Origin of the sequence: Duganella violaceipulchra (assembly GCF_019166075.1) — a bacterium.
GTDB lineage: Bacteria > Pseudomonadota > Gammaproteobacteria > Burkholderiales > Burkholderiaceae_D > Rugamonas > Rugamonas violaceipulchra.
On the sequence record NZ_JAHTGR010000001.1, the window covers coordinates 186,660 to 208,362 of the forward strand.

General features: G+C 66.8%; 12 protein-coding genes. 9 read left to right on the forward strand and 3 right to left on the reverse strand.

The annotated features are described in order from the left end of the window. Positions 1 to 4: 4 nt before the first annotated feature. From KVP70_RS00770 to KVP70_RS00790, 5 genes are all read left to right on the forward strand, one after another. Positions 5 to 1,363 (forward strand): DUF1329 domain-containing protein, encoded by a 1,359-nt coding sequence (locus KVP70_RS00770; protein WP_217940120.1) that lies wholly within the window; start codon positions 5 to 7, stop codon positions 1,361 to 1,363. Positions 1,364 to 1,378: 15 nt separating this feature from the next. Then, the gene (locus KVP70_RS00775; RefSeq protein ID WP_229224499.1) at positions 1,379 to 2,494 is read left to right on the forward strand and encodes a YCF48-related protein; all 1,116 of its coding nucleotides are present in this window, start codon (positions 1,379 to 1,381) and stop codon (positions 2,492 to 2,494) included. A gap of 37 nt (positions 2,495 to 2,531) precedes the next feature. Then, the gene (locus KVP70_RS00780) at positions 2,532 to 4,961 is read left to right on the forward strand and encodes an efflux RND transporter permease subunit (protein WP_217940122.1); all 2,430 of its coding nucleotides are present in this window, start codon (positions 2,532 to 2,534) and stop codon (positions 4,959 to 4,961) included. Positions 4,962 to 5,044: 83 nt separating this feature from the next. Continuing rightward, positions 5,045 to 6,937, forward strand: a complete 1,893-nt coding sequence (locus KVP70_RS00785) for a carboxylesterase/lipase family protein (protein ID WP_217940123.1) — start codon at positions 5,045 to 5,047, stop codon at positions 6,935 to 6,937. Then, a complete protein-coding gene (locus KVP70_RS00790) occupies positions 6,934 to 8,217 on the forward strand; it encodes a thiolase family protein (protein WP_217940124.1) in 1,284 nt (427 codons plus the stop codon). The genes KVP70_RS00785 and KVP70_RS00790 overlap by 4 nt, the downstream gene beginning before the upstream one ends. On the opposite strand, the gene KVP70_RS00795 is transcribed toward KVP70_RS00790, so the two are convergent. Then, positions 8,194 to 8,649 (reverse strand): MarR family winged helix-turn-helix transcriptional regulator, encoded by a 456-nt coding sequence (locus tag KVP70_RS00795; RefSeq protein ID WP_020702876.1) that lies wholly within the window; start codon positions 8,647 to 8,649, stop codon positions 8,194 to 8,196. The two genes, KVP70_RS00790 and KVP70_RS00795, sit on opposite strands and share 24 nt — an antisense overlap. Before the next feature lie 119 nt (positions 8,650 to 8,768). Here KVP70_RS00795 and KVP70_RS00800 point away from each other — a divergent pair, with 119 nt between their 5' ends. Genes KVP70_RS00800 through KVP70_RS00810 form a run of 3 tightly spaced genes read left to right on the forward strand, consistent with a single transcriptional unit; the run spans position 8,769 to position 12,975 of the window. Beyond that, entirely contained in the window at positions 8,769 to 9,602 is an 834-nt protein-coding gene (locus KVP70_RS00800) for a p-hydroxycinnamoyl CoA hydratase/lyase (RefSeq protein WP_217940125.1), read from the forward strand. A gap of 35 nt (positions 9,603 to 9,637) precedes the next feature. Next, positions 9,638 to 11,092 carry an aldehyde dehydrogenase gene (locus tag KVP70_RS00805; protein ID WP_217940126.1) on the forward strand — a complete coding sequence of 485 codons (1,455 nt, stop codon included), beginning with the start codon at positions 9,638 to 9,640 and terminating at the stop codon, positions 11,090 to 11,092. Between the two features lie 14 nt (positions 11,093 to 11,106). Beyond that, positions 11,107 to 12,975, forward strand: coding sequence for a feruloyl-CoA synthase (locus tag KVP70_RS00810; RefSeq protein ID WP_217940127.1), 1,869 nt, complete (start codon positions 11,107 to 11,109; stop codon positions 12,973 to 12,975). A gap of 4 nt (positions 12,976 to 12,979) precedes the next feature. Here the strand turns inward: KVP70_RS00810 and KVP70_RS00815 are convergent, their stop codons facing one another. Both KVP70_RS00815 and KVP70_RS00820 read right to left on the reverse strand, forming a co-directional pair. After that, a complete protein-coding gene (locus KVP70_RS00815) occupies positions 12,980 to 16,105 on the reverse strand; it encodes a glycoside hydrolase family 2 TIM barrel-domain containing protein (RefSeq protein WP_217940128.1) in 3,126 nt (1,041 codons plus the stop codon). A gap of 73 nt (positions 16,106 to 16,178) precedes the next feature. Further along, a complete protein-coding gene (locus KVP70_RS00820) occupies positions 16,179 to 19,142 on the reverse strand; it encodes a TonB-dependent receptor (protein WP_217940129.1) in 2,964 nt (987 codons plus the stop codon). A gap of 389 nt (positions 19,143 to 19,531) precedes the next feature. Between KVP70_RS00820 and KVP70_RS00825 the strand changes: the two genes are divergently transcribed. Further along, entirely contained in the window at positions 19,532 to 21,688 is a 2,157-nt protein-coding gene (locus KVP70_RS00825) for a putative Ig domain-containing protein (RefSeq protein WP_217940130.1), read from the forward strand. Positions 21,689 to 21,703 lie beyond the last annotated feature (15 nt).

Below are 21,703 nucleotides of genomic sequence, written 5' to 3' on the forward strand. Positions count from 1 at the left end.
CATAATGAAGACGACCCTGAACCTCACCGCCGCCGCGCTGATGCTGGCCTTCGCCCTGCCGCACGCCGGCGCCGCCGTCACCGCCGAGGAAGCGGCCAAGCTACACTCCACACTGACCCCGCTGGGCGCCGAAAAGGCCGGCAACAAGGACGCCACCATTCCCGCCTGGGACGGCGCCTATGCCAAGGTGCCGGCCGGCTTCAAGGCGGGCGACTTCCGCGCCGATCCCTTCGCCGCCGAGAAGCCGACGCTGGACATCACCGGCAAGAACGTCGACCAGTACGCGGCCAAGCTGTCGGCGGCCACGGTGGCGCTGCTGAAAAAATATCCGACCTACCGCATCGACGTCTATCCAACCCATCGCACCGGCGGCGCGCCGGCCTGGGTGTATGAGAATACCTTCAAGAACGCCACCCGCGCCAAATCCATCGACGGTGGCTTCGGCGTGGAAGGCGCGTTCGGCGGCATCCCGTTCCCGATTCCGAAGACCGGGTACGAGGCCATGATGAACCACCGCCTCGCCTGGACCGGCGAAACCACCGTATTCCCGCTGCGGACCACCATTGTCACGCCGGACGGCAAGCGCGCCACCGCCACCGAGGCCGAACAAACCATCATGCGGCCGTACTACTTCAAGGACGGCAGCCTGGAAAAATTCGACGGCATCTTCCAATTCGGCCGCCTGATCACGCGCGCGCCTGCCTCCAAGGCCGGCGAAGGTATCCTGGTCCACGACGGCATCAGCGAGGCGCAACCGCGCGCGATCTGGCAGTACCTGGTGGGCCAGCGCCGCGTGCGGCGCGCACCGTCGGTGTCCTACGATACGCCGGACTCGGTCACTTCCGGCATCGGCCTGTTCGACGAGGCGTTCATGCTGTTCGGCCCTATCGATCACCATGAGCTCAAGCTGGTCGGCAAGAAGGAGATGTACATCCCCTATAACAACAACCGTGCGGCAGCGGCCAAGATCACCGACCTGGTAGGCCCGCAGTTCCTCAATCCAGACCTGGTGCGCTGGGAACTGCACCGCGTGTGGGAAGTGGAAGCGAGCCTGATCCCCGGCAAGCGTCACGTGGTCACCAAGCGCCGCTACTACCTGGACGAAGACACCTGGCAAATCATCCTGGTCGACGGCTACGATGCGCAAGGGCAGATCTGGCGCGGCAACTACACGCTGACGCTGCTGGCGCCGGACCTGCCGGCCGTGGTGGGCAACGTCATGTGGGGCACCTACAACGTGCAGACCGGCGCCTACCTGTTGAACGAGGCCTCCAACGACCTGGCGACCCAGTACAAGACCATTCCTCGACTGCCGGCCAGCTATTTCGGTCCCGAGGAACTGGCCAACCAGGGTTCGCGCTAAGTGAAGGGGCGCTCGATGAACAAGTTGAATCCACACGCGGCCCGCCACGCGGCGCTGGCGGCGCTGTTCGCCGCATCCAGCGCGCTGGCGCCGGGGGCCTGGGCCGAAGGCGCCGTCGGAGCGGCGGTCGCTCCAGCGGCGTTGATCCAGCCGGCACTAGTCACGCCCAAGGCCTTGAACGCGGCCATGCTGGCCATCGCCGCCGCCGGCCAGCGGCTGGTGGCGGCCGGCGAGCGCGGCACCATCCTGTACTCGGATGATGCCGGCGCCTCCTGGCGCCAGGCCAGCGTGCCGGTCGGCGTCAGCCTGACGGCCTTGCAGTTCATCGACGCCAGGCACGGATGGGCCGTCGGCCACCAAGGCGTGGTGCTGCACAGCGCCGACGGCGGCGCCACCTGGAGCAAGCAGCTGGACGGCATCCAGGCCGCCGCGCTGGTGCTCAAGGCGGCCGCCGAGGTCACGCCCCAGGACCTCGAACGCGCCTTGGCCGACGCCCGGCATCTGGTGGCGGACGGCCCGGACAAGCCCTTCCTCGACCTGCACTTCGCCAACGCCCGCAACGGCTACGTGCTGGGCGCCTACAACCTGCTGTTCAAGACCGACGACGGCGGCGCCACTTGGCAACCGTGGCAACAGCACGTCGCCAATCCCAAGGGCCTGCACTTGTACGGCATGCGCGGCACAGGTGACGCGCTCTATCTGGCCGGAGAACAGGGCCTGCTGCTGCGGTCCATCGACCAGGGGGGCAGCTTCAGCGCCCTCGCCAGTCCATACAAGGGCAGCTACTTCGGCCTGCTGGCCGCGCGCGGCGGCGCGCTGGTCGCCTTCGGCTTGCGCGGCAATGCCTACTGGTCCGGCGACCAGGGCGCCAGCTGGAGCAAGGTCGATACCCGCGTCCAGGCGTCGCTGGCCGGTGGCGCCGAACTGGCCGACGGCACGCTGGTGCTGGTCAGCCAGGGCGGCGACGTGCTGCTCAGCCGCGACCAGGGCCGCAGCTTCGCCGCGCAGAGCGGCGCCGCATTGCCGCCCGCACTGCCGCTGGCCGCCGTGGCGCAAGCCCGCGACGGCGCGTTAGTGGTGGCCGGCTTGCGCGGCCTGCGCCGGGTAGCCGTGCCTGCATCGCCGCGCTAGCGCCTTCCCCCCTTCACACGAATATGGCTGGAACATCATGCACACAGATCAAGATTTGGAACAACAGCCGGTGGTACGACGGCTACAAGACTTCGACACCAGCTCCGGTAACTTGGGGGAACGCGCGCTGTTCAACTACCGGCCGCTGGTCATCCTGCTTTGCCTGCTGGCGACCATCGTGCTGGGCTACCAGGCCACGCGCATCAAGCTCAATGCCAGCTTCGAGAAGATGATCCCCAGCGCCCATCCCTACGTGGTCAACTACCTCGCCAACAAGGCCGACCTGAATGGACTGGGCAACTCGGTGCGCATCGCCGTCGAAGCGACCGGCGGCACTATCTACGACCGCGCCTACCTCGACACGCTGCAACGCCTGAACGATGAAGTGTTCCTGCTGCCGGGCGTGGACCGGCCCTTCATGAAATCGTTGTGGACGCCCGGCACCCGCTGGGCCGCCGTCACCGAGGAAGGCCTGGACGGCGGCACCGTCATACCGGATGGCTACGACGGTTCGGCCGCCACGATGGCGCAGCTGCGCGCCAACGTGGCGCGTTCCGGCGAGATCGGCCAGCTGGTGGCGGCGGACTTCAAGTCCAGCATCGTCTTCGTCCCGCTGCTGGAACAGAATCCGCAGACCGGCCAGGCGCTCGACTACGGCGCCATGTCGGAGCGGCTGGAACAGATCCGCGCCAAATACCAGAAGGAAGGCGTGCGTATCCACATCACCGGTTTCGCCAAGATCGTCGGCGATCTGATCGAAGGCCTGCAACAGGTGTTGATGTTCTTCCTGCTGGCGATCGCCATCGCCGGCGCGGTGCTGTTCTGGTACACGCGCTGCTGGCGCAGCACCACGCTGGTGGTCATGTGTTCGCTGGTAGCGGTGCTGTGGCAGTGCGGCCTGCTGGCCGCGCTGCATTACGAACTTGATCCGTATTCCGTGCTGGTGCCCTTCCTGGTGTTCGCCATCGGCATGAGCCACGGCGCGCAGAAAATGAACGGCATCATGCAGGACGTGGGCCGCGGGACGCACCGCGTGGTGGCGGCGCGCTACACCTTCCGCCGCCTGTTCGCCGCCGGCCTCACCGCGCTGCTGTGCGACGCGGTCGGCTTCGCGGTACTGGTCAGCATCCAGATCAAGGTGATCCAGGACCTCGCCATCATCGCCAGCATCGGCGTGGCGGTGCTGATCTTCACCAACCTGGTGCTGCTGCCGGTGCTGCTGTCGTACACCGGCGTCAGCGCCAGGGCGGCCGCGCGCAGCCTGCAAGCCGACAGCGCCGACGGCGCGGCCCAGCCCTGGCTGTGGACCTTCCTCGACCGCTTCACCCAGCGCCGCTGGGCCGCCGCCACGGTGGCCGCCAGTGTGCTGCTGGGCGGCCTGGGCTACCTGTACAGCCTTAACCTGAAAGTAGGCGACCTCGATCCCGGCGCGCCGGAACTGCGCGCCGATTCGCGCTACAACCGCGACAACGGCTTCATGGTCGCCAACTACGCGGCCAGCTCCGACATCCTGGTGGTGATGATCAAGACCGCGCCCGACCAGTGTACCCGCTACGCCACGCTGGCCAGCGTGGATCAGCTGGCGTGGCAACTGGAACAGCTTCCCGGCGTCGATTCGACCAACTCAATGGCGGCGTTGAGCAAGCTGGCCACCATCGGCTACAACGAAGGCAACTTCAAATGGTATGACCTGATTCCCAACGCCGGAGCGTTGGGCGCGGTGCAGACCAGGGCCCCGCGTGAAATGTTCAACCAGAGCTGCTCGCTGCTGTCGCTGTACGTCTACCTGAAGGACCACAAGGCCGCCACGCTGACCCGCGTGGTCGACGTGGTCGAAGCCTTCGCCGCCGCCCACAATACGCCGGACGTGCAGTTCCAGCTGGCCGCCGGCAGCGCCGGCATCGAGGCCGCCACCAACATCGTCGTCAAGCAGGCCATGCACGACATGCTGTTCTGGGTCTACGGCGCGGTGATCCTGCTGTGCTACGCCACCTTCCGCAGCTGGCGCGCGGTGCTGGTGGCCATCCTGCCGCTGGTGCTCACCTCCATCCTGTGCGAGGTGCTGATGGTGGTGCTGGGCATGGGCGTCAAGGTCGCCACGTTGCCGGTGATCGCGCTCGGCGTCGGCATCGGCGTGGACTACGCGCTGTATGTGCTGAGCGTGATGCTGACTCGCATGCGCGCCGGCGCCAGCCTGTCCGACGCCTACCTGCACGCGCTGCGCTTCACCGGCCGGGTGGTGATCCTGACCGGCGTGACGCTGGCCGTGGCGGTGGCCACCTGGCTGTTCTCGCCGATCAAATTCCAGGCCGACATGGGCGTCCTGCTGGCCTTCATGTTCTTGTGGAATATGGTGGGCGCCCTGGTGCTGGTGCCGGCGCTGGCCTACTTCCTGATGCCGCCCAAGCCCGCGCGGCAGGATGAAGCGACGCAAGCGCAGGAACGCGCCGTGGCCGGTATCCACTGACGCCATGGCTACCCGCACCGCCGCCGGCCATGCCGCCCCGCCCCCGCCACATATCGCACTCTCGCTAAAAGAGGAATTCAATCATGCCTGACATCCTGCTCTATGCCGCCGGCGCCCTGGCGCTGGGCGCACTGCTCTGGCGCCTCCGCCGGAAATCCGTCACCGTCGCCGCCAGCCCTTCCACGACCGCAATTCCAGCGGCCGATTCACTGCGCCACACCGCGCTGGGCCACGTGGTGGGCCGCGCAGATCGCCACCACACCCACGCCTGGCTTGGACTGCCGTATGCGCAGCCTCCGGTCGGCCCGCTGCGCTGGAAGGCCCCACGTCCACCGCAGCCCTGGTCGGGCATACGCGAAGCGCTGGTCTGCGGCCAGCCCGCGCTGCAACTGGGCGGCCCCACACTGGAACTGCCGCCCGACCAGTGGGGCCAACTGGCCGGCTCGGAAGACTGCCTGACATTGAACGTGTTCGCGCCGCAGCTGACAGCCGACGAAGCGCGGACTGCCGGGCTGCCGGTGATGTTCTGGATCCACGGCGGCGCCAACACCGCCGGCACCGCCGCCACCTACACCACGCTGCGCAACCTGGCCGGCCAGGACCAGGTGCTTGTGGTGTCGGCCAACTACCGACTCGGCATCCTCGGTTGGTTCAGCCTCGACGAACTGGCGCAGGACGACGATAGCCCCGCCGACCGCTCCGGCAACTTCGGCACGCTGGACCTGGTGGCGGCCCTGCAATGGGTGCGCCAGCATATCTCGGCGTTCGGCGGCGATCCCGATAACGTCACCGTGTTCGGCGAATCGGCCGGCGGGCTGAATGCCTACACCTTGCTGGCCAGCCCATTGGCCAAGGGCCTGTTCCACCGCGCCATCCTGCAATCGCCGCTGGCGGTCAGCTACTCTCCGGCACAAGCCCGCAATTATACGGATGACGCCCTGCCCGGCCACGCCCTCAGCTCGCGCGAGCTGCTGTGCCAGTGGTTGCAGCGCGACGGCGGCGCCGCCGACCGCACCGCCGCCAAGGCGCTGATCGCGTCCATGGCGGCCGCCGACATCGCCGACTACGTGCGCGCCCTGCCGCCGGCTGCCTTGCTGGCGCCGATCACGCCGGGAGCGCTCAGCTTCTACGACGCGCCGTGCGTGATCCAGGACGGCCACGTGCTGCCGGCCATGCCGCTGGCCGAGGTGTTCGCCGACCGTAGCCGCTACAACGCGGTGCCGGTCATCATCGGCACCAACCGCGACGAATACAAGCTGTTCATGTCCAACAATCCCGATTATGTGCGCATGCTGTTCGGCCGCATCCCGCTGATGCGCGACCGCGCCCGCTACCAGCGCCACGCGGCCTACATGTCCGCTCTGTGGCAAGCCGCCGGCGCGCTGGAACCGGCCAGCGCCATGGTGGCATCCGGCCACCGCGATGTATGGACCTACCGCTTCGACTGGGACGAACAGCCCGCAGTGCCCTTGATCGCGCCGCGCGTGCTGCTGGGCGCCGCGCACGTGCTCGATGTCGCCTTCGTCCTGCGCGACCTCGATGGCGAGTTCGATCCCTTCCGCTCCTTCAACGCCTCCAACCTGCCTGGCCGCAAGGAAGTCTCCGACGCCATGGCCGGCTACTGGACGCATTTCGCCCGCCACGGCGAGCCAGGCTGCGGCCCGGCCGGCGCGCTGCCTGAATGGTGGCGCTGGAGCGGCGACGCCAGCGCCGCGCGCCTGATGGTGTTCGACACCAGCGCCGACGGCGGCACCCGCATGGTGGCACACGAAAACAGCCTGTCCACGCTGAAGGCGGCACTGGCGCGCGATCCAGCGCTGCACGATGATCCACGCGAGCGCTGCGAGCTTTACGGCCGCATGTTCCTGTGGTCGATCTTCGGCGGTTATGAAGCGCCGCACGCGCTGGAGGCTTTCGCCCTCACCCATGGCTACACCGGTCCGACCGGGCAACTACGCCCAAGCTACTGGCCATGAGCAGGACCGCCAACCAGGGCTTCTTCCACAGCTACGACGACTTGTGGCTGATCGACGGCCTGCGCACGCCATTGGCCGACTATTGCGGCGCCTTCAGCCAGGTCTCACCCACGGATCTCGGCATCAAGGCGGCGCGCGCGGTCCTCAAGCGCAGCGGCGTGCCGGCCACCGACATCGGCTCCGTCATCAGCGGCAGCATGGCGCCGGGCGACTGCTACCAGTACATGCTGCCGCGCCATATCGGCCTGTATGCCGGCGTGCCGTTGACGGTGCCGGCGCTGAACGTGCAGCGCATCTGCGGCACCGGCTTCGAGTTGTTCCGCCAGGCCGGCGACCAGATCGCGCTGGGCTATGCCGACGCCGTGCTGGTGGTGGGCACCGAATCGATGACGCGCAATCCTATCGCCGCTTTCAACCACCGCAGCGGTTTCAAACTGGGGGCGCCGGTCGGCTTCGAGGATTTTCTGTGGGAGGCGCTGACCGATCCCGCGCCAGGGATCACGATGCCGCAGACGGCCGAGAACCTGGCGCGCCGCTACGGCATCACCCGCGCCGAGGTGGACAAGTTCGCCGCTCAGTCGCACGCCCGCGCGCTCGACGCCAGGGCTGCCGGCTTCCACGCCGGCGAGATCGTCGCCGTCGGTAACGAGGTCTTCACGCTGGACGACTATGCCGACCGCCGCATCCGGCTATCCGGACCGATGACCGAGCTGGCGCAGGACACCCATCCACGCATTTCGCCGCCATCGGTGCTGGCCACCCTGCGTCCGCTGTATCCGCACGGCGTGCAGACCGGCGGCAACAGCTGCGCGCTGGCCGACGGCGCGGCCGCCGCCATCGTCGCTTCCGGCGCCTACGCCATGCATGGCGGGCATAGACCGCAGGCACGCATCGTGGCGGCGGCGGTGGTCGGCGTGCCGCCCGAAGTGATGGGCATCGGCCCCGCACCGGCGATCCGCCTGCTGCTCGACCGCTGCGGCTTGAATATGCAGCAAATCGGCCTTTTCGAAATCAATGAAGCGCAAGGCGCGCAGATCATCGCCTTGGAGCGTGAGTTGAAGCTGGACCGGGACCGCCTCAACATCCACGGCGGCGCGATCGCGCTGGGCCATCCGCTGGCGGCGACCGGCGTGCGCCTGACCATCACGCTGGCGCGCGCGCTCGACCTGCGGCGCCAGCGCTACGGCGTGGCGGCGGCTTGCGTCGGCGGCGGCCAGGGCATCGCCCTGCTGCTGGAGAACCCGCGCTGGCGCCAGTTACAGCACGATGGCACTCAGTGAACGCAGCAGCACGCGCAGTTGCGCATGCAGATCGCCGCGCTGGTCGGCGTCCAGTTCGGCCAGCATCGCGCGCTCCAGCTCCGCCACCGCCGCATCGCCCTGGCGCAGCAAGGCGCTGCCCTCGGCGCTGAGGCGCAGATGGATGATGCGGCCATGATTGGCGTCGGCCTGGCGCACGATCCAGCCGCGCGCCTCCATCGCCTTGACCATCTCGTTGGCCGATTGCGGCGAGATCATCGATCGTTCGGCCAGCTGCGCGTTCGACAGCTGTTGCTGGGTGTCGAGCACCGACAACGCCGTGTACTGGGCCGCCGTCATGCCCAGCAAACCGAGGCTGTCGCGCAGGCGCCGGCTCAGCACATGGTCGATGCGGCCGATCAGATAGGCGATGCCGGTGGGCTTGTCGTGCGCGGCGGAAGGAGGTTTTTTCATCGTGATCCAGAATTCAAAAGAAAGCGTTCGAAAAGCGCTTGCATTACAGCCCAAGCAGCATATATTATAAGTCACGTATCAGGCAACCTGATATCAACCTAACATAAAGTGAGACCGAGATGAGCCAATACAACAACCGCTGGAGCACCGTAAAAGTCGAGATCACCGGCGGCATCGCCTGGGTGATCCTGAACCGCCCGGAAAAGCGCAACGCCATGAGCCCGACGCTGAACCGCGAAATGATCGACGTGCTGGAGACCCTGGAGCTGGACCCCGACGCCCAAGTGCTGGTGCTGACCGGCGCCGGCGACAGCTGGACCGCCGGCATGGACCTGAAGGAGTACTTCCGCGAAAACGACGGCAAGCCGGAGATCTTCCAGGAGAAGCTGCGCCGCGACTGCTCGCAGTGGCAATGGAAGCTGCTGCGCATGTACAGCAAGCCGACCATCGCCATGGTCAACGGCTGGTGCTTCGGCGGCGCCTTCTCGCCGCTGGTCGCCTGCGACCTGGCCATCTCCGCCGACGAAGCGGTGTACGGTCTGTCGGAGATCAACTGGGGCATCCCGCCCGGTAACCTGGTCAGCAAAGCGGTCGCCGACACCATGGGCCACCGTCAGGCGCTACACTACATCATGACCGGCGACACCTTCACCGGCAAGGAAGCCGCAGCAATGGGCCTGGTGAACAAGAGCGTGCCGCTGGCGCAGCTGCGCGAAGCGACCATCGAACTGGCGGAAAAACTGCTGGCCAAGGCGCCGACAGTGCTGCGCATCGCCAAGCATGGCTTCAAGCGGTGCCGCGAACTGACCTGGGAGCAAAGTGAGGACTACCTGTACGCCAAAGTCGACCAGTCCAACTACCGCGACCCGGAAAAAGGCCGCGCCCAGGGCCTCAAGCAGTTCCTGGACGATAAGACCATCAAACCAGGTCTGCAAACCTACAAGCGCGCATAAGACGCCCACCACGCCAACAACACAGGAGATACGCCATGCTTGAAGCCCGTTTGCTGATCGGAGGCCTGGACCAGGCCTCGTCCACCGGCGCCACTTACCAGCGCCTCAACCCGGCTACCGGCGACACCGCCTCGGTGGCCGCCGCCGCCACGCTGGACGATGCCGACGCCGCCGTCGCCGCCGCGCAGGCGGCCTTCCCCGGCTGGTCCGCCACCGCGCCCAATGAACGCCGCCGCCTGCTGCTCAAGGCGGCCGACTGCCTGCAGACGCGGGCCCCCGAGTTCATCGCGGCCGGCGTGGCCGAAGCGGGCGGCGTGGCCGGCTGGTACGGCTTCAACGTGATGCTGGCGGCCTCCATGCTGCGCGAGGCGGCCTCGCTGACGACCCAGATCGCCGGCGAGGTGATCCCGTCCGACGTGCCGGGCCTGATGGCGATGGGCGTGCGCCAGGCTTGCGGCGTGGTGCTGGGCATCGCGCCGTGGAACGCGCCGGTGATCCTGGGCACGCGCGCCATCGCCACGCCTCTGGCCTGCGGCAACACGGTGGTGCTCAAGTCCTCCGAGATCTGCCCCGCCCTGCACCGCCTGATCGGCAAGGTGTTCGAGGACGCTGGCTTCCCGGCCGGCGTGGTCAACGTCATCAGCAACGCGCCGCAGGACGCCGCCGCCGTGGTGGCGCGCCTGATCGCCAATCCCGCCGTCAAGCGCATCAACTTCACCGGTTCGACCAAGGTGGGACGCATCATCGCCCAGCAGGCCGCGCAGCATCTGAAGCCGGTGGTGCTGGAATTGGGCGGCAAGAATCCGCTGCTGGTGCTGGACGATGCCGACCTCGATGAAGCGGTGCAGGCGGCCGCCTTCGGCTCCTTCTTCAACCAGGGCCAAATCTGCATGTCGACCGACCGCATCATCGTCGACAACAGGATTGCCGACGCCTTCGTCGAAAAACTGCGCAACAAGACCGCCGGCCTGCCCGCCGGCAAACCGGGCCAGGAAGGCGCGGTATTGGGCGGCATGGTAGACGCCTCGGCCGCCAGCCGCGTGGCCGCCATGATCGCCGACGCCCAGGCCAAGGGCGCGCGCATCGTCTGTGGCAGCGCCGCCAGCGACGGCAACCTGCTGCAACCGGCCATCATCGACCACATCACGCCCGAGATGACGGTGTACCAGGAAGAGTCGTTCGGTCCCATCGTCGGCATCATCCGCGTCGATGGCGACGAGGCGGCGCTGGCCGAGGCCAACGCCAGCGAATACGGCTTGTCCGCCGCCGTCTTCAGCCGCGACATCTCGCGCGCGCTGGCACTGGCGCGCCGCATCGAATCGGGCATTTGCCACATCAACAGCTCCACCGTGGCCGATGAAGCGCAGATGCCGTTCGGCGGCGTCAAGGCCAGCGGCTACGGGCGCTTCGGCGGCAAGGCCGGCATCGCCGAATTCACCGACCTGCGCTGGATCACCATCCAGAGCGGCCACCGCCACTACCCGGTCTGATGGAGGAGCATGCAATGACGCAGCTCCCCTCCACCACCGCGACGCTGGACCTGTCGCGCTATCGCCCGGTGCGCGTCGGCGGCGCGCCGGTGCGGATCGAGTCCGACGCCCAAGGCGCCTGGCGCCTGGCGTCGGAGGAAGCGCTGGGCGCCTATCCCGACCGTCTCACCGATTGCCTGGTGCGCGGCGCCGAGCGCCATCCCGACCGCACACTGGCCGCGCGGCGCTGCGCCGACGGCGCCTGGCAGCACCTCAGCTACCGGCAGATGCTGGAACAGGCGCGCGCCGTCGGCCAGGCCTTGCTGGACCGGGGCCTGTCGGCCGAACGTCCGCTGATGATCCTGTCCGGTAACGACCTGCAGCACCTGCAACTGGCGCTGGGCGCGCTGTACGCCGGCATACCGTATTGCCCGGTATCGCCGGCCGCCTCCGGCGCCGCCACCGATCACACCAAGCTGACCCACTTCGTGCGCCATCTGACGCCAGGCATGATCTACGCAACCGATGGCAGTGCCTGTGCGGCGGCGTTGGCGGCGACGGCGCCGGACGACGTCGAGATCGTGATCGACCACGGCGACGCCGGCCGCGCCAGCACGCCGCTGGCGCAACTGCTGGCGGCCGTACCGCGCACGGTGGACGCGGCCAACGCCGCCGTCGGCCCGCACACCATCGCCAAATTCCTGTTCACGTCGGGATCGACCAAGCTGCCCAAGGCGGTGGTCACCACCCAGCGCATGTTGTGCGCCAACCAGCAGATGCTGCTGCAAAGCTTCCCGGCCTTCGGCGACAGGCCGCCGGTGTTGCTGGACTGGCTGCCCTGGAGCCACACCTTCGGCGGCAGCCATAACGTCGGCATCGCGCTGTACAACGGCGGCAGCTACTACATCGACGACGGCAAGCCGACCGCGCGCGATTTCGCCGTCACGGTGCGCAACCTGAAGGAGATCGCGCCGACGGTGTTCTTCAATGTGCCCAAAGGTTGGGAGCTGCTGACGGCCGCGCTGGACGAGGACCCGGAACTGTGCCGTCATTTCTTCTCGCAGATGGAGCTGTTCTTCTTTGCCGGCGCCGGCCTGTCGCAGGCCGCGTGGGATGCGCTGGAGCGCGTCAGCGAAACCCGCTGCGGCCAGCGTATCCGCATCATGGCCGGCCTGGGCATGACGGAGACGGCGCCCTCCTGCACCTTCACCACCGGCCCGGTGATGATGGCGGGTTACGTCGGCCTGCCGGCGCCGGCCTGCGAGGTCAAGCTGGTGCAGGTGGACGGCAAGTACGAGGCGCGCTTCCGCGGCCCGCACGTCATGCCGGGCTATTGGCGCGCGCCGCAGGCGACCGCCGACGCCTTCGACGAGGAAGGCTACTACCGCAGCGGCGACGCGGTGCGCTTCGTCGATCCGGCACGGCCGGAACTGGGCCTGATGTTCGACGGCCGCATCGCCGAGGACTTTAAACTCAGCAGCGGCACCTTCGTCAGCGTCGGGCCATTGCGGGCGCGTGTCATCAGCGCCGGCGCGCCCTACATCCAGGACGTGGTGGTGGCCGGCATCGATCGCGACAGCATAGGCTTGCTGGTGTTCCCGCGCCTGGACCAGTGCCAGTCGCTGTCCGGGCTGGGCGCCGATGCGGAGGTCGCAGCGGTCCTCGCCAGCGCCCCGGTGCGCAGCCACTTCCAGCAACTGCTGGTGCATTTGAACGCGGTGGCGACCGGATCGGCGTCCCGCGTCGAACGTATGCTGCTGCTGGAGGAAGCGCCATCGGTGACGGCCGGCGAACAGACCGACAAGGGATCGATCAACCAGCGCCTGGTGCTGGAGCGGCGCGCGGCGCTGGTCGAGGCTTTGTATGCCGGAACCAGCGCCGGGGTGCTCCGCGCCCGGTCATAGGCGATCAGCGCTTGCCGTAGGGTGCGATGGTGAAGCTGTACGACGCGGGCACCAGGCCGATGCGGTACTTGACATGGGGCCGTCCGTCCAGGCTCCATCCGGTGTCGCCGCCGACGCCGGCCTGCGCCATGTCGATCAACAGCGAGCCATCGCCATGCGGGGCGATCTCGGAACTCTTCCAAGCGCCGCGCGGACGCAGGTACAGGTCCTCGTAGGGGAAGGCCAGCGCGTTCACCGACAGCGGTTGTGCGCCGGCCACCTTGACGCCATCGCCGGCGCGGTCGAACAAGGCCATCCACCGCACCCCGGTCTTGTTACCACTCTCTTGCGGCCGGATATAGCCGTGGTACTGTTCCGCCACGCTGCCCTCGTACAGCCCCAGGGCATAGCCGGTCTGGCGGTCGGCGTAGGACTCCTGCGGTCCGCGGCCATACCAGCGCACACGCTCCAGCGCGGCGGGCTGATTGAAACGCAAGCCCAGTCGCAACGGGTCGGGCAAGTCGTCGCGCAACGGCGTGAAGCTGGCGGTCACGCGCAGCTCGCCAGAGGCCGACAGCGCATAGGCGGTTTCCCAGTGCGCAGCGCCGGCGCCAAAGCTGTACAGCACCTTGACGCTGTCGGCGCCCACTGTCACGGCGCGCACCTGGCGCTGCTCCGTGAATTGCTTCCAGACGCCGTGGCTCTTGTCGACGCCCGCGCCCTCGTCGTTGTCGGTCAGGCCGCGCCAGAAGTTGGGTGTGCCGCCGTTGAGCAAGCGCTTGCCGCCGGCGTCATAACTGACTTCCCCCGTGCGCGTGTCGATGCGCAGCGTGGCGGCAGAGGAGACCAGGCGTATGGCGTCGCCGTCACGCACCGGCTTGACCAGCGCCGCCGTCCGCGCCTGCTGCTTGGCCGGCGCCAGCACGAACTGCGACCAGCCACCCACGCTGCCGGCGGCCACGCCCGCAGTCGACGCGCCGCGATAACGCGCCCGCACGGTCAGCACCGCCTCGGCGCCGGCGTGGCTGGCCAGCGCCGGCAATTTGATCGGCACCTCCTGCCGGCTGCCGGCCGCCACCCGCACGCCTTCCAGCCGGCCCTGCGCCGACGGCACGCCGCCAAACGCGACACTCCAGTCGAAATCGAACTCGGACAAATCCTTGAAATCGTAGCGGTTCACCACCGTCAGGCGCCCCGACCTCGGGTCGCCTTCGAACACCACCGGCGAATAGACCTTCTGCAGCTCGTAGTATTCCGGATCGGGCGTGCGGTCGGAGCGCACCACGCCGTCGCCCACCACGCTGTTGTCGCCGCGCGCCGGGTTGACGTCGAAGCCCGAAGCCCAGTACGGCCTGCCCTGCTGGTCCTTCGCATACACGCTCTGGTCGACCCAGTCCCATACAAAGCCTCCTTGCAGCTTGCGGTAGGAACGGATCACCTGCCAGTAGTCTTCCAGGTTGCCCAGCGAATTGCCCATCGCATGCGCGTACTCGCACTGGATCATCGGCTGGCGGTAGCGCGGGTCCTGCGCGTAGTCCGCCATTTTCTCGATATCGTCGTACATCGGCGCGTAGATGTCGACGTAGCTGTTGGGCAGGTGCTGCTCGCCCAGCGTGCCGTGGCCAAGATAGCTGACCAGGCGGGTCGGATCGTTGTCGCGCACCCACTGCGCGGCGTTCTCGAAGTTCGGGCCGGTGCCGGCCTCGTTCCCGAGCGACCAGACGATGATGGACGGATGGTTGCGGTCGCGCTGCACCATGCGCGACACCCGGTCCAGGTGCGCCAGCTTCCAGTGTTCCTTGTAGCCCAGCTGGATGGCGGCGCGCCTGGCCGGATCACCGGTCTTGTCGCCCATTTCCATATAGCCGTGCGATTCGATGTTGGCTTCGTCGAACACATACATGCCGTACTGGTCGGCCAGGTCGTACCAGCGCGGGTCGTCCGGATAGTGCGAGGTGCGCACGGCGTTGATGTTAGCCTGCTTCATCAGCTCCATGTCCTTGCGCATAGTCTCCATCGACATCACGCGATATGTGACCGGATCGTGTTCGTGGCGGTTGATCCCCTTGATCATCACGCGCTTGCCGTTGACGCGCACCTCGCCGTCGGCCACCTCCACCGTGCGGAAGCCGATCTGGCGCGACGACGCCGAAACCAGCCGGCCGTCGCCGTCGCGGTACTCGACCAGCATGCGGTACAGATTGGGCGTCTCGGCCGACCATGGCTTGACGCCGGCGATCACGCCCGCGACCGGCGCGGCCTTGCCGGCGGCGATGGCGCCCTTCGCGCTCAACGCCACCCGCTCGCCGTCGTACAGCGTCACGGCGATCTCGCCGTTGGCCGGCTGGCCCGCCATCTCGGCGTCCAGGCGGAACTCGCCGTCGGCGTAGCGCCGCCGGTCCAGCTGCGCCGTCACCTGGACATCGCGCAGGCGCGACTTCGGTTCGGCGTACAGGTAGACGCTGCGCTCGATGCCGGAGACGCGCCAGAAGTCCTGGTCCTCCAGATAGGAGCCGTCGGCCCAGCGGTACAGTTCAATGGCGATGGTGTTCTTCCCCGGCCGCACGTAGCGGCTCAAATCGAACTCGCTGGGCAGCTTGGAATCCTCGGCGTAGCCGACCGCCTGGCCGTTGACCCACACATAGTAGGCGGCGCCGGCCGCGCCCACCTGCAGGAAGACATCGCGCCCGCTCCAGTCGGCGGGCACGTCGAAATCGCGCCGGTAGGAACCGATCTCGTTCAGTTCGTGCGGGATCAGCGGCTCGTTGGCGGGAAACGGGTACTGGATATTGGTGAAGATCGGCAGGCCGTAGCCCTGGGTCTGCATCATGCCGGGCACCTGGATGGTCTTCCAGGCGCGCACATCGTAGTCGGACCGGTAGAAATCGCGCGGCCGCGTCTCCGGCGAGGTGGAATAGGCGAACGACCAGGTGCCGTCCAGCGAGCGATAGTATTTCGACGCCGCCATCTCGCCGCGCAGGGCCAGTTCGCGCGTTTCAAAATTGAAGAAGGTGGTCTTCATCGGCTCGCGGTGCAGCGCGACCACCTCGGGCCGCTCCCATTCGGCGCGCGGCGCCGGCGGGGTTTGCGCCTGCGCGGCTGGCGCCAAGGCCAGCGCGGCCAGGAAAATCGGGAAAGTGCGTATCAACATGGGGGCTCGCGTATCAATGTGTGCAACGCGGATGGCGGGCCTGCGCCCGCCATCCGCCACCTGCCTGCCTGGCTTATTTGCCGTACTTGTAACGCAGCGCCAGGCTGAAGGTGCGGCCGTTGGCGTAGTGCTGGCGCTCTATGCCGGTCTGGTAGGCGCCCGGTTCGCCGACGAAGCGGTTGAGCGCCTTGTCGAGGATGTTGGAGGCGTTGAACGACACGGTGAAGTTTTCGTCGATATTGTAGTTGATCGAACCATCGAGGATGCCGGTGGCGGCGATGCCGCGCGCATCGATCGGATTGGCCGAAGCGCCGAACAGGATCGAATCCGAACGCCAGGTGTAGACCAGGCGCGCCGACCACTTGGTGTCCTCGTACATGCCGGAGACGCTGTAGCTGTTCTTGGACTGGAACGGCTGGATCGAGTCGACGATGCGCGGCGCGGCGGCGGTGCCGAAGTTGACCGGGTTGGAGGTCTTCACGTAGGTGTAGGAACCGGCCACGCCGAAGTTCCTCAGCGGCGCGGCAAAGCTGTCGAAGAAGTACTGGCCCGCCACTTCCACGCCGCGCGCATTACCCTTCTCGGAGTTGACCGACTTGGTCATCTGGTACTGGCCGCCGCCGCAGCTGTTGCCCTGGCTGCCGCTGTAGGCAGGCACGCCGGCCACGGTCTGGCATTCGACGATGCCGTTGAAGAAGCCATCGATCTCCTTGTCGAAGAGCGCCGCCGACACATAGTTGGTCTTGCTGAAATAGCGCTCCAGCGACAGGTCGAAGCTGTCGGCGGTCTGCGGCCGCAGGGCCGGATTGCCGATGTTGCCGGTGCCGTTCACCGGGTTGACGGAGATGGTCGGGTTCAGCTGGTCGATCGGCGCGCGCGTCAGGCCCTTGCCGTAGCCGAAGCGGGCCAGGAAGTCCGGCGTGATGTAGCCGGTCACGTTCAGCGTCGGCAGCGCGTTGGTGTAGGTGGTTTCGGAAGCGGTCTCCGTAAACACGCCCGGCGTGGCCAGGGCGTTCATGGCGACGGCCCGGCTCTGTGTGCGGACCACGCGCACGCCGGCGTTACCGGTGATGCGGTCATCCAGCGCCGCGAATTCGCCCATCAGATAGCCGGCCAGCGTGTTCTCGTGGAAGTAGCGGCGGGCGCCGACGTTTTCCACATAGGCGTTGTCCATCGGGATGCCGGCCTTCGGGAACAACGTCGCGACCTGGCTGCCCAGCAGCGCGCCCGGCGCGTACACCACATAGCCGCCCCCGTAGCCGGCGTCGCCGTCCATGAAGTTGGTCGGCGACTGCTGCGTCACGCCCAGCGTGTCGGCGGAGATGCCGTTGCTGCGGGCGGCGTTCAACGGCAAGCCGTCGACCGTCAGCGGCTTGCCGGAGAAACTGTAGCTGTTATACCGGCTTTCCTGGGTCGCGTAACGGGCGCCGGTTTTCACGGCGCGCAGGAAACCCTCGCCCACCGTATATTTCGCGCTGATGGCGCTGGCGCTGCCCTTGTCGTCCCACTTCACGTTGGTGCCGTTGGCGTAGTCGCGGAACACGAAGTTCGAGGCGTCGCCCAGGTTCGGGCCGGAGAAGTTGAGCTGGTGCGGCGCGCCGTCGGCCAGGCGGGTGGTGTTCCAGTACAGGCCGGCCTTCGAATCCATGTTGACGGCGCGGTTGTCCTGGGTCTTCTTCGATTTGATGTAGTTGAACTCGGCCTTGACCGCCAGCTCGGGGGTCGGATTCCAGTCGGCGCCGCCGGCGGCGATCCAGGTGGTGTAAGGCGTATGCTCGTCGCCGCCAACGGTATTGACGGTGGAATTGAGGGCGGTGCCGCCCAGCAGGCGCTGGGTGGCCAGCACGTCGTTGCTGCCGCCGTTGAGATTACGGTTGGCCAGGCCCTCGGTGAAGGCGAACGGCGTGGTGGTCAGGTTCTGCACGTTGGCGCCATCGACCGAGTTCAGGCCGCGGTAGTTCTGGTGGTACAGGTAGTAGGTGTAATTGAACTCGGTGAAGAAGCGCAGCGTGTTGTCATGGCGGTAGTCGGCGGCCAGGTTCAGGCCGCGCCGGACCCGCATGATGGTTTCCTGGAAGGCGTTGTTGCTGACGGCCGGCGCCGTCATGACGTTGGCGGCCTGCTCCGTGGTCAGGCCGTTCAGGTCGGGCGTATTGGGACCGACGGTGGACGAGATCGCCTTGGTGGGCACGTTGGCCAGGTAGCTGACGTCGGTGCGGCCGACATAGCTGGCCATCGGCTGGTTTGGACGGTTGCCGGTGTTGGCCGTGGCCAGGGTCTGGTATTCGGCGCTGTCGGCGCGCACCGCGCGCTTGAAATTGGCGCCGCCATTGGCCGGGTTGTTGTCGGAACGGCCGGTGCTGCTCTGGTACACGGCGGCGGCCATCACGCCCAGCTTGCCGCCCCCTTCCAGCGTCCATTTGTTGGCGACCAGGCCGAACAGCTCGGGGTCCTTTTCCTTGGCCAGGTCGTTGTAGCGGCCGGACACGCCCAGCGACACGGTCGGGCCCTTGAAGTCGCTCGGATTGCGGGTGCGGATGTTGACCAGGCCGCCGATGCCGCCTTCGATATGCTCGGCCGTCGGATTCTTGTACACGTCGACGCCGGCGATCATGGCCGGGATCGCGCCTTCGATATTGTATTCGCGGCCGCCGGCGGTAAAGTAGGCGCGGCCATTGACCTGCGACGCCGTCTGGCCGGACAGGCCGCGGATGGTCAGGCCCGAGCCGACGCCGACCGGCGAGGCGCCCTCGCCGCCGTAGCGGTAGCCCTGCACGCCGGGCACCCTGGTCAGGGTCTCGGCCACGTTCAGGTCGGGCAGCTTGCCGATGTCCTCGGCGGTGATGGAATCGACGATTTCCACCGAGTCCTTCTTGATCGCCATCGCGTTGCGGGCGCTGGCGCGCATGCCGGTCACCACCACCGTGGTGTCCTGCGCCTGGCTTTGGGCCAGCGCGCACGGCGCCACGAACAGCCCCTGCGCCACGGCCAGTGCCAGCGCGGAAACCGGCAGCGTTTGTTGCATCTTCATCTTCATCTTTATGTCTCCGTTGTTGTGTGATCCGCGCTTTGTGCGCGTGATGGGGCAGTGCCACCCCTGCCACCTTTTTCCTGCTGCGTACCCGACAATTCCACCAGGAAAGTTATCGATAACAGAATTTATGGTAGCCACATCTTTTTCAGATGTCCACGGTTTTCTGTGATATCGATAGCCCGGCGATCACTTGTAGCCTGGGAGCCACAACCCCAAGCACAGCTATGCGAATACGATATGGCTCGCCGCAAAAACGCTATACGACAGGCGCCGGGAGCTTGCCTAAACTGCATCCGGCTGCCGCTCGATGCCGCTATTTTTTTCAACGGATTTGTTATCGATAACACGCAGCCTGATTCCTAGGACTTATTACTAAAAAAAGAGGAGACCAAATGAAAAGACTCATGCTGTTCGCCGCTCTATCGCTCAGTTTGCTTGCGGTCGCGCCGGCCAACGGGGCCAACGCCATCGCAACCCTGGCCACCGCCTACCAGCCGGCGATTAACGAAACCGTGGACGCCAGCGGTTTCAAGCATCCCGGCGTCGGACTGACCAGGGACCTGCTGGAGAACATGCGCACCCAGGTCCTGGCGCAAAAAGAACCGTGGAATACCCACTTCAACCAGATGACCTTGTCGTCGGCGGCGGCCAAGACCGTCACCTCCAGCAACCAGAGCGGCGCCAACCCCGACCTGCCGGGCACCTACGCCTTCAACAGCCAGGGCGTGGAGTCGAAATTCATCGCCGACGGCCTCAAGGCCTACACCCAGGCGCTGCTCTATTATGTGACCGGAGACGACACCTACCGCGCCAACGCCCTGCACATCATCCGCATCTGGTCGCAGATGGACCCGGCACAGTATGCGTACTACACCGACGCGCACATCCATTCCGGGATTCCGCTCAACCGCATGGTCGCCGCCGCCGAGATCCTGCGCTACACCAGCACGCAGACCCCGGCGCTGCAGTGGACCGCGCAGGACACGCTGGCCTTCACCACCAACCTGATCACCCCGGTCATCGAAACGCTGCAGCACAACAACGGCTACTTCATGAACCAGCATCTGTATCCGCTGATCGGCGCCATGTCGGGCTATATCTTCACCGGCAACCGCGAGCGCTACAACGAAGGCGTTGAATGGTTCACGGTCAACAAGACCGCCGTCGACCAGGGTCAGAACGGCGCCATCAAGCAGCTGTTCCGCCTGGTGGACAGGAACGACCTGACCGGCGAGGCGGTCGATCCGCCGGTGGTCCAGCATGTGGAGATGGGCCGCGACCAGGCGCACGGCGCCGGCGACGTCACCAATATGGAGATCCTGGCGCGGCTGCTGCTGGGACAAGGCACCAAGGTCGATCCGATCGACGGCACCGCCTCCACCGCGCCCGGCGCGGTCGGTCCCTACGAGTTCCTCAACGACCGCATCCTCGACGCCGCCGAATACTTCGGCACCTATATGCTGGGCTACGATACGCCGTGGGTGCCAACCGCCGCGCACACCGACGCCAACGGCAATCCCACCATCGTCTACAAACAGCTGGCCGGCGGCTATCGCGGCCGGCTGACGCAGAACACCTGGGAGCTGTACTACTACTACCAATACACGCGTGGCGTGAACATGGCGCAGCGCGCGCCCAACTTCACCCGGATCTATGCCGAACGCGTGTCCTACAACTGGGACGGCGTCGACGGCGGCGGCGACTTCTGGCTGTTCATGCCGCAGGCCGCGCAAGCCGAAGGCAACAAATACCTGGTCAAGCCCATCGTCGAACCGTACCGCGAATTCGAAGACCGCACCACCGCGCTCGACGCCAACACGGTCTCCAAGATGGAAGGCGCCACCGGCTACGTGGAAATCTCCGCGACGCCCGAAGGCAGCAAGATCGCGCTGGTCGGCTACGGCAACGGCGCGCGCAGCGTGGCGTTCCGCGTGCGCACCAACGGCAGCGCGACCGTCGACGTCTTCGGCGACACCATCACCCTGCCCGACACCAAGGGCCAGTGGCGCTACGTGGTCTACGCCTTCAACGCCTACCAGGGCTTCGGCGATCTGGTGTACCTGACGGTCAAGGGCGCCGGCACCATCGTGCAGCTCGACCACGTCAATCTGCAGGCGGCCACGTTGCTGACGCCACCAGCCTTCAACGCCGGCGGCGCGGAGCTGACGCTATACACCTACGCCGGCTCCAGCGCGGCGCTGGCATACAGCTTCGCGGCCACCGACAGCAACGCCGCCGATGTGCTGAGCTATCAGGCCGACAACCTGCCGCCGGGAGCCACCTTCAACAACGGCACCGGCGCGTTCTCCTGGCAGCCGACGCAGCCGGGCACCTACGCCTTCGTGATCAGCGCCTCCGACGGTTCCAGCGTGGCCGCGAAACGTGTGACGATCGTGGTCGGTGCCGACCGCCAGGCCGCAGTGACCGCCGCCATTGCCTCCTACCAGCCGAACACGGTCTACATCGCCGCCACGCTGGCGGTCTACAACAGCGCCTACACCAACGTCATGGCGACCATCTCCAGCGCCGGCGACGCCGACTTCGGGTAGAAACTGACGGCGCTG

Bases quoted from the DNA above. Each gene is read 5' to 3' on its own strand.
- KVP70_RS00770 (WP_217940120.1), top strand. From the start codon at position 5: ATGAAGACGACCCTGAACCTCACCGCCGCCGCGCTGATGCTGGCCTTC.
- KVP70_RS00775 (WP_229224499.1), top strand. From the start codon at position 1,379: ATGAACAAGTTGAATCCACACGCGGCCCGCCACGCGGCGCTGGCGGCG.
- KVP70_RS00780 (WP_217940122.1), top strand. From the start codon at position 2,532: ATGCACACAGATCAAGATTTGGAACAACAGCCGGTGGTACGACGGCTA.
- KVP70_RS00785 (WP_217940123.1), top strand. From the start codon at position 5,045: ATGCCTGACATCCTGCTCTATGCCGCCGGCGCCCTGGCGCTGGGCGCA.
- KVP70_RS00790 (WP_217940124.1), top strand. From the start codon at position 6,934: ATGAGCAGGACCGCCAACCAGGGCTTCTTCCACAGCTACGACGACTTG.
- KVP70_RS00795 (WP_020702876.1), bottom strand. From the start codon at position 8,649: ATGAAAAAACCTCCTTCCGCCGCGCACGACAAGCCCACCGGCATCGCC.
- KVP70_RS00800 (WP_217940125.1), top strand. From the start codon at position 8,769: ATGAGCCAATACAACAACCGCTGGAGCACCGTAAAAGTCGAGATCACC.
- KVP70_RS00805 (WP_217940126.1), top strand. From the start codon at position 9,638: ATGCTTGAAGCCCGTTTGCTGATCGGAGGCCTGGACCAGGCCTCGTCC.
- KVP70_RS00810 (WP_217940127.1), top strand. From the start codon at position 11,107: ATGACGCAGCTCCCCTCCACCACCGCGACGCTGGACCTGTCGCGCTAT.
- KVP70_RS00815 (WP_217940128.1), bottom strand. From the start codon at position 16,105: ATGTTGATACGCACTTTCCCGATTTTCCTGGCCGCGCTGGCCTTGGCG.
- KVP70_RS00820 (WP_217940129.1), bottom strand. From the start codon at position 19,142: ATGAAGATGAAGATGCAACAAACGCTGCCGGTTTCCGCGCTGGCACTG.
- KVP70_RS00825 (WP_217940130.1), top strand. From the start codon at position 19,532: ATGAAAAGACTCATGCTGTTCGCCGCTCTATCGCTCAGTTTGCTTGCG.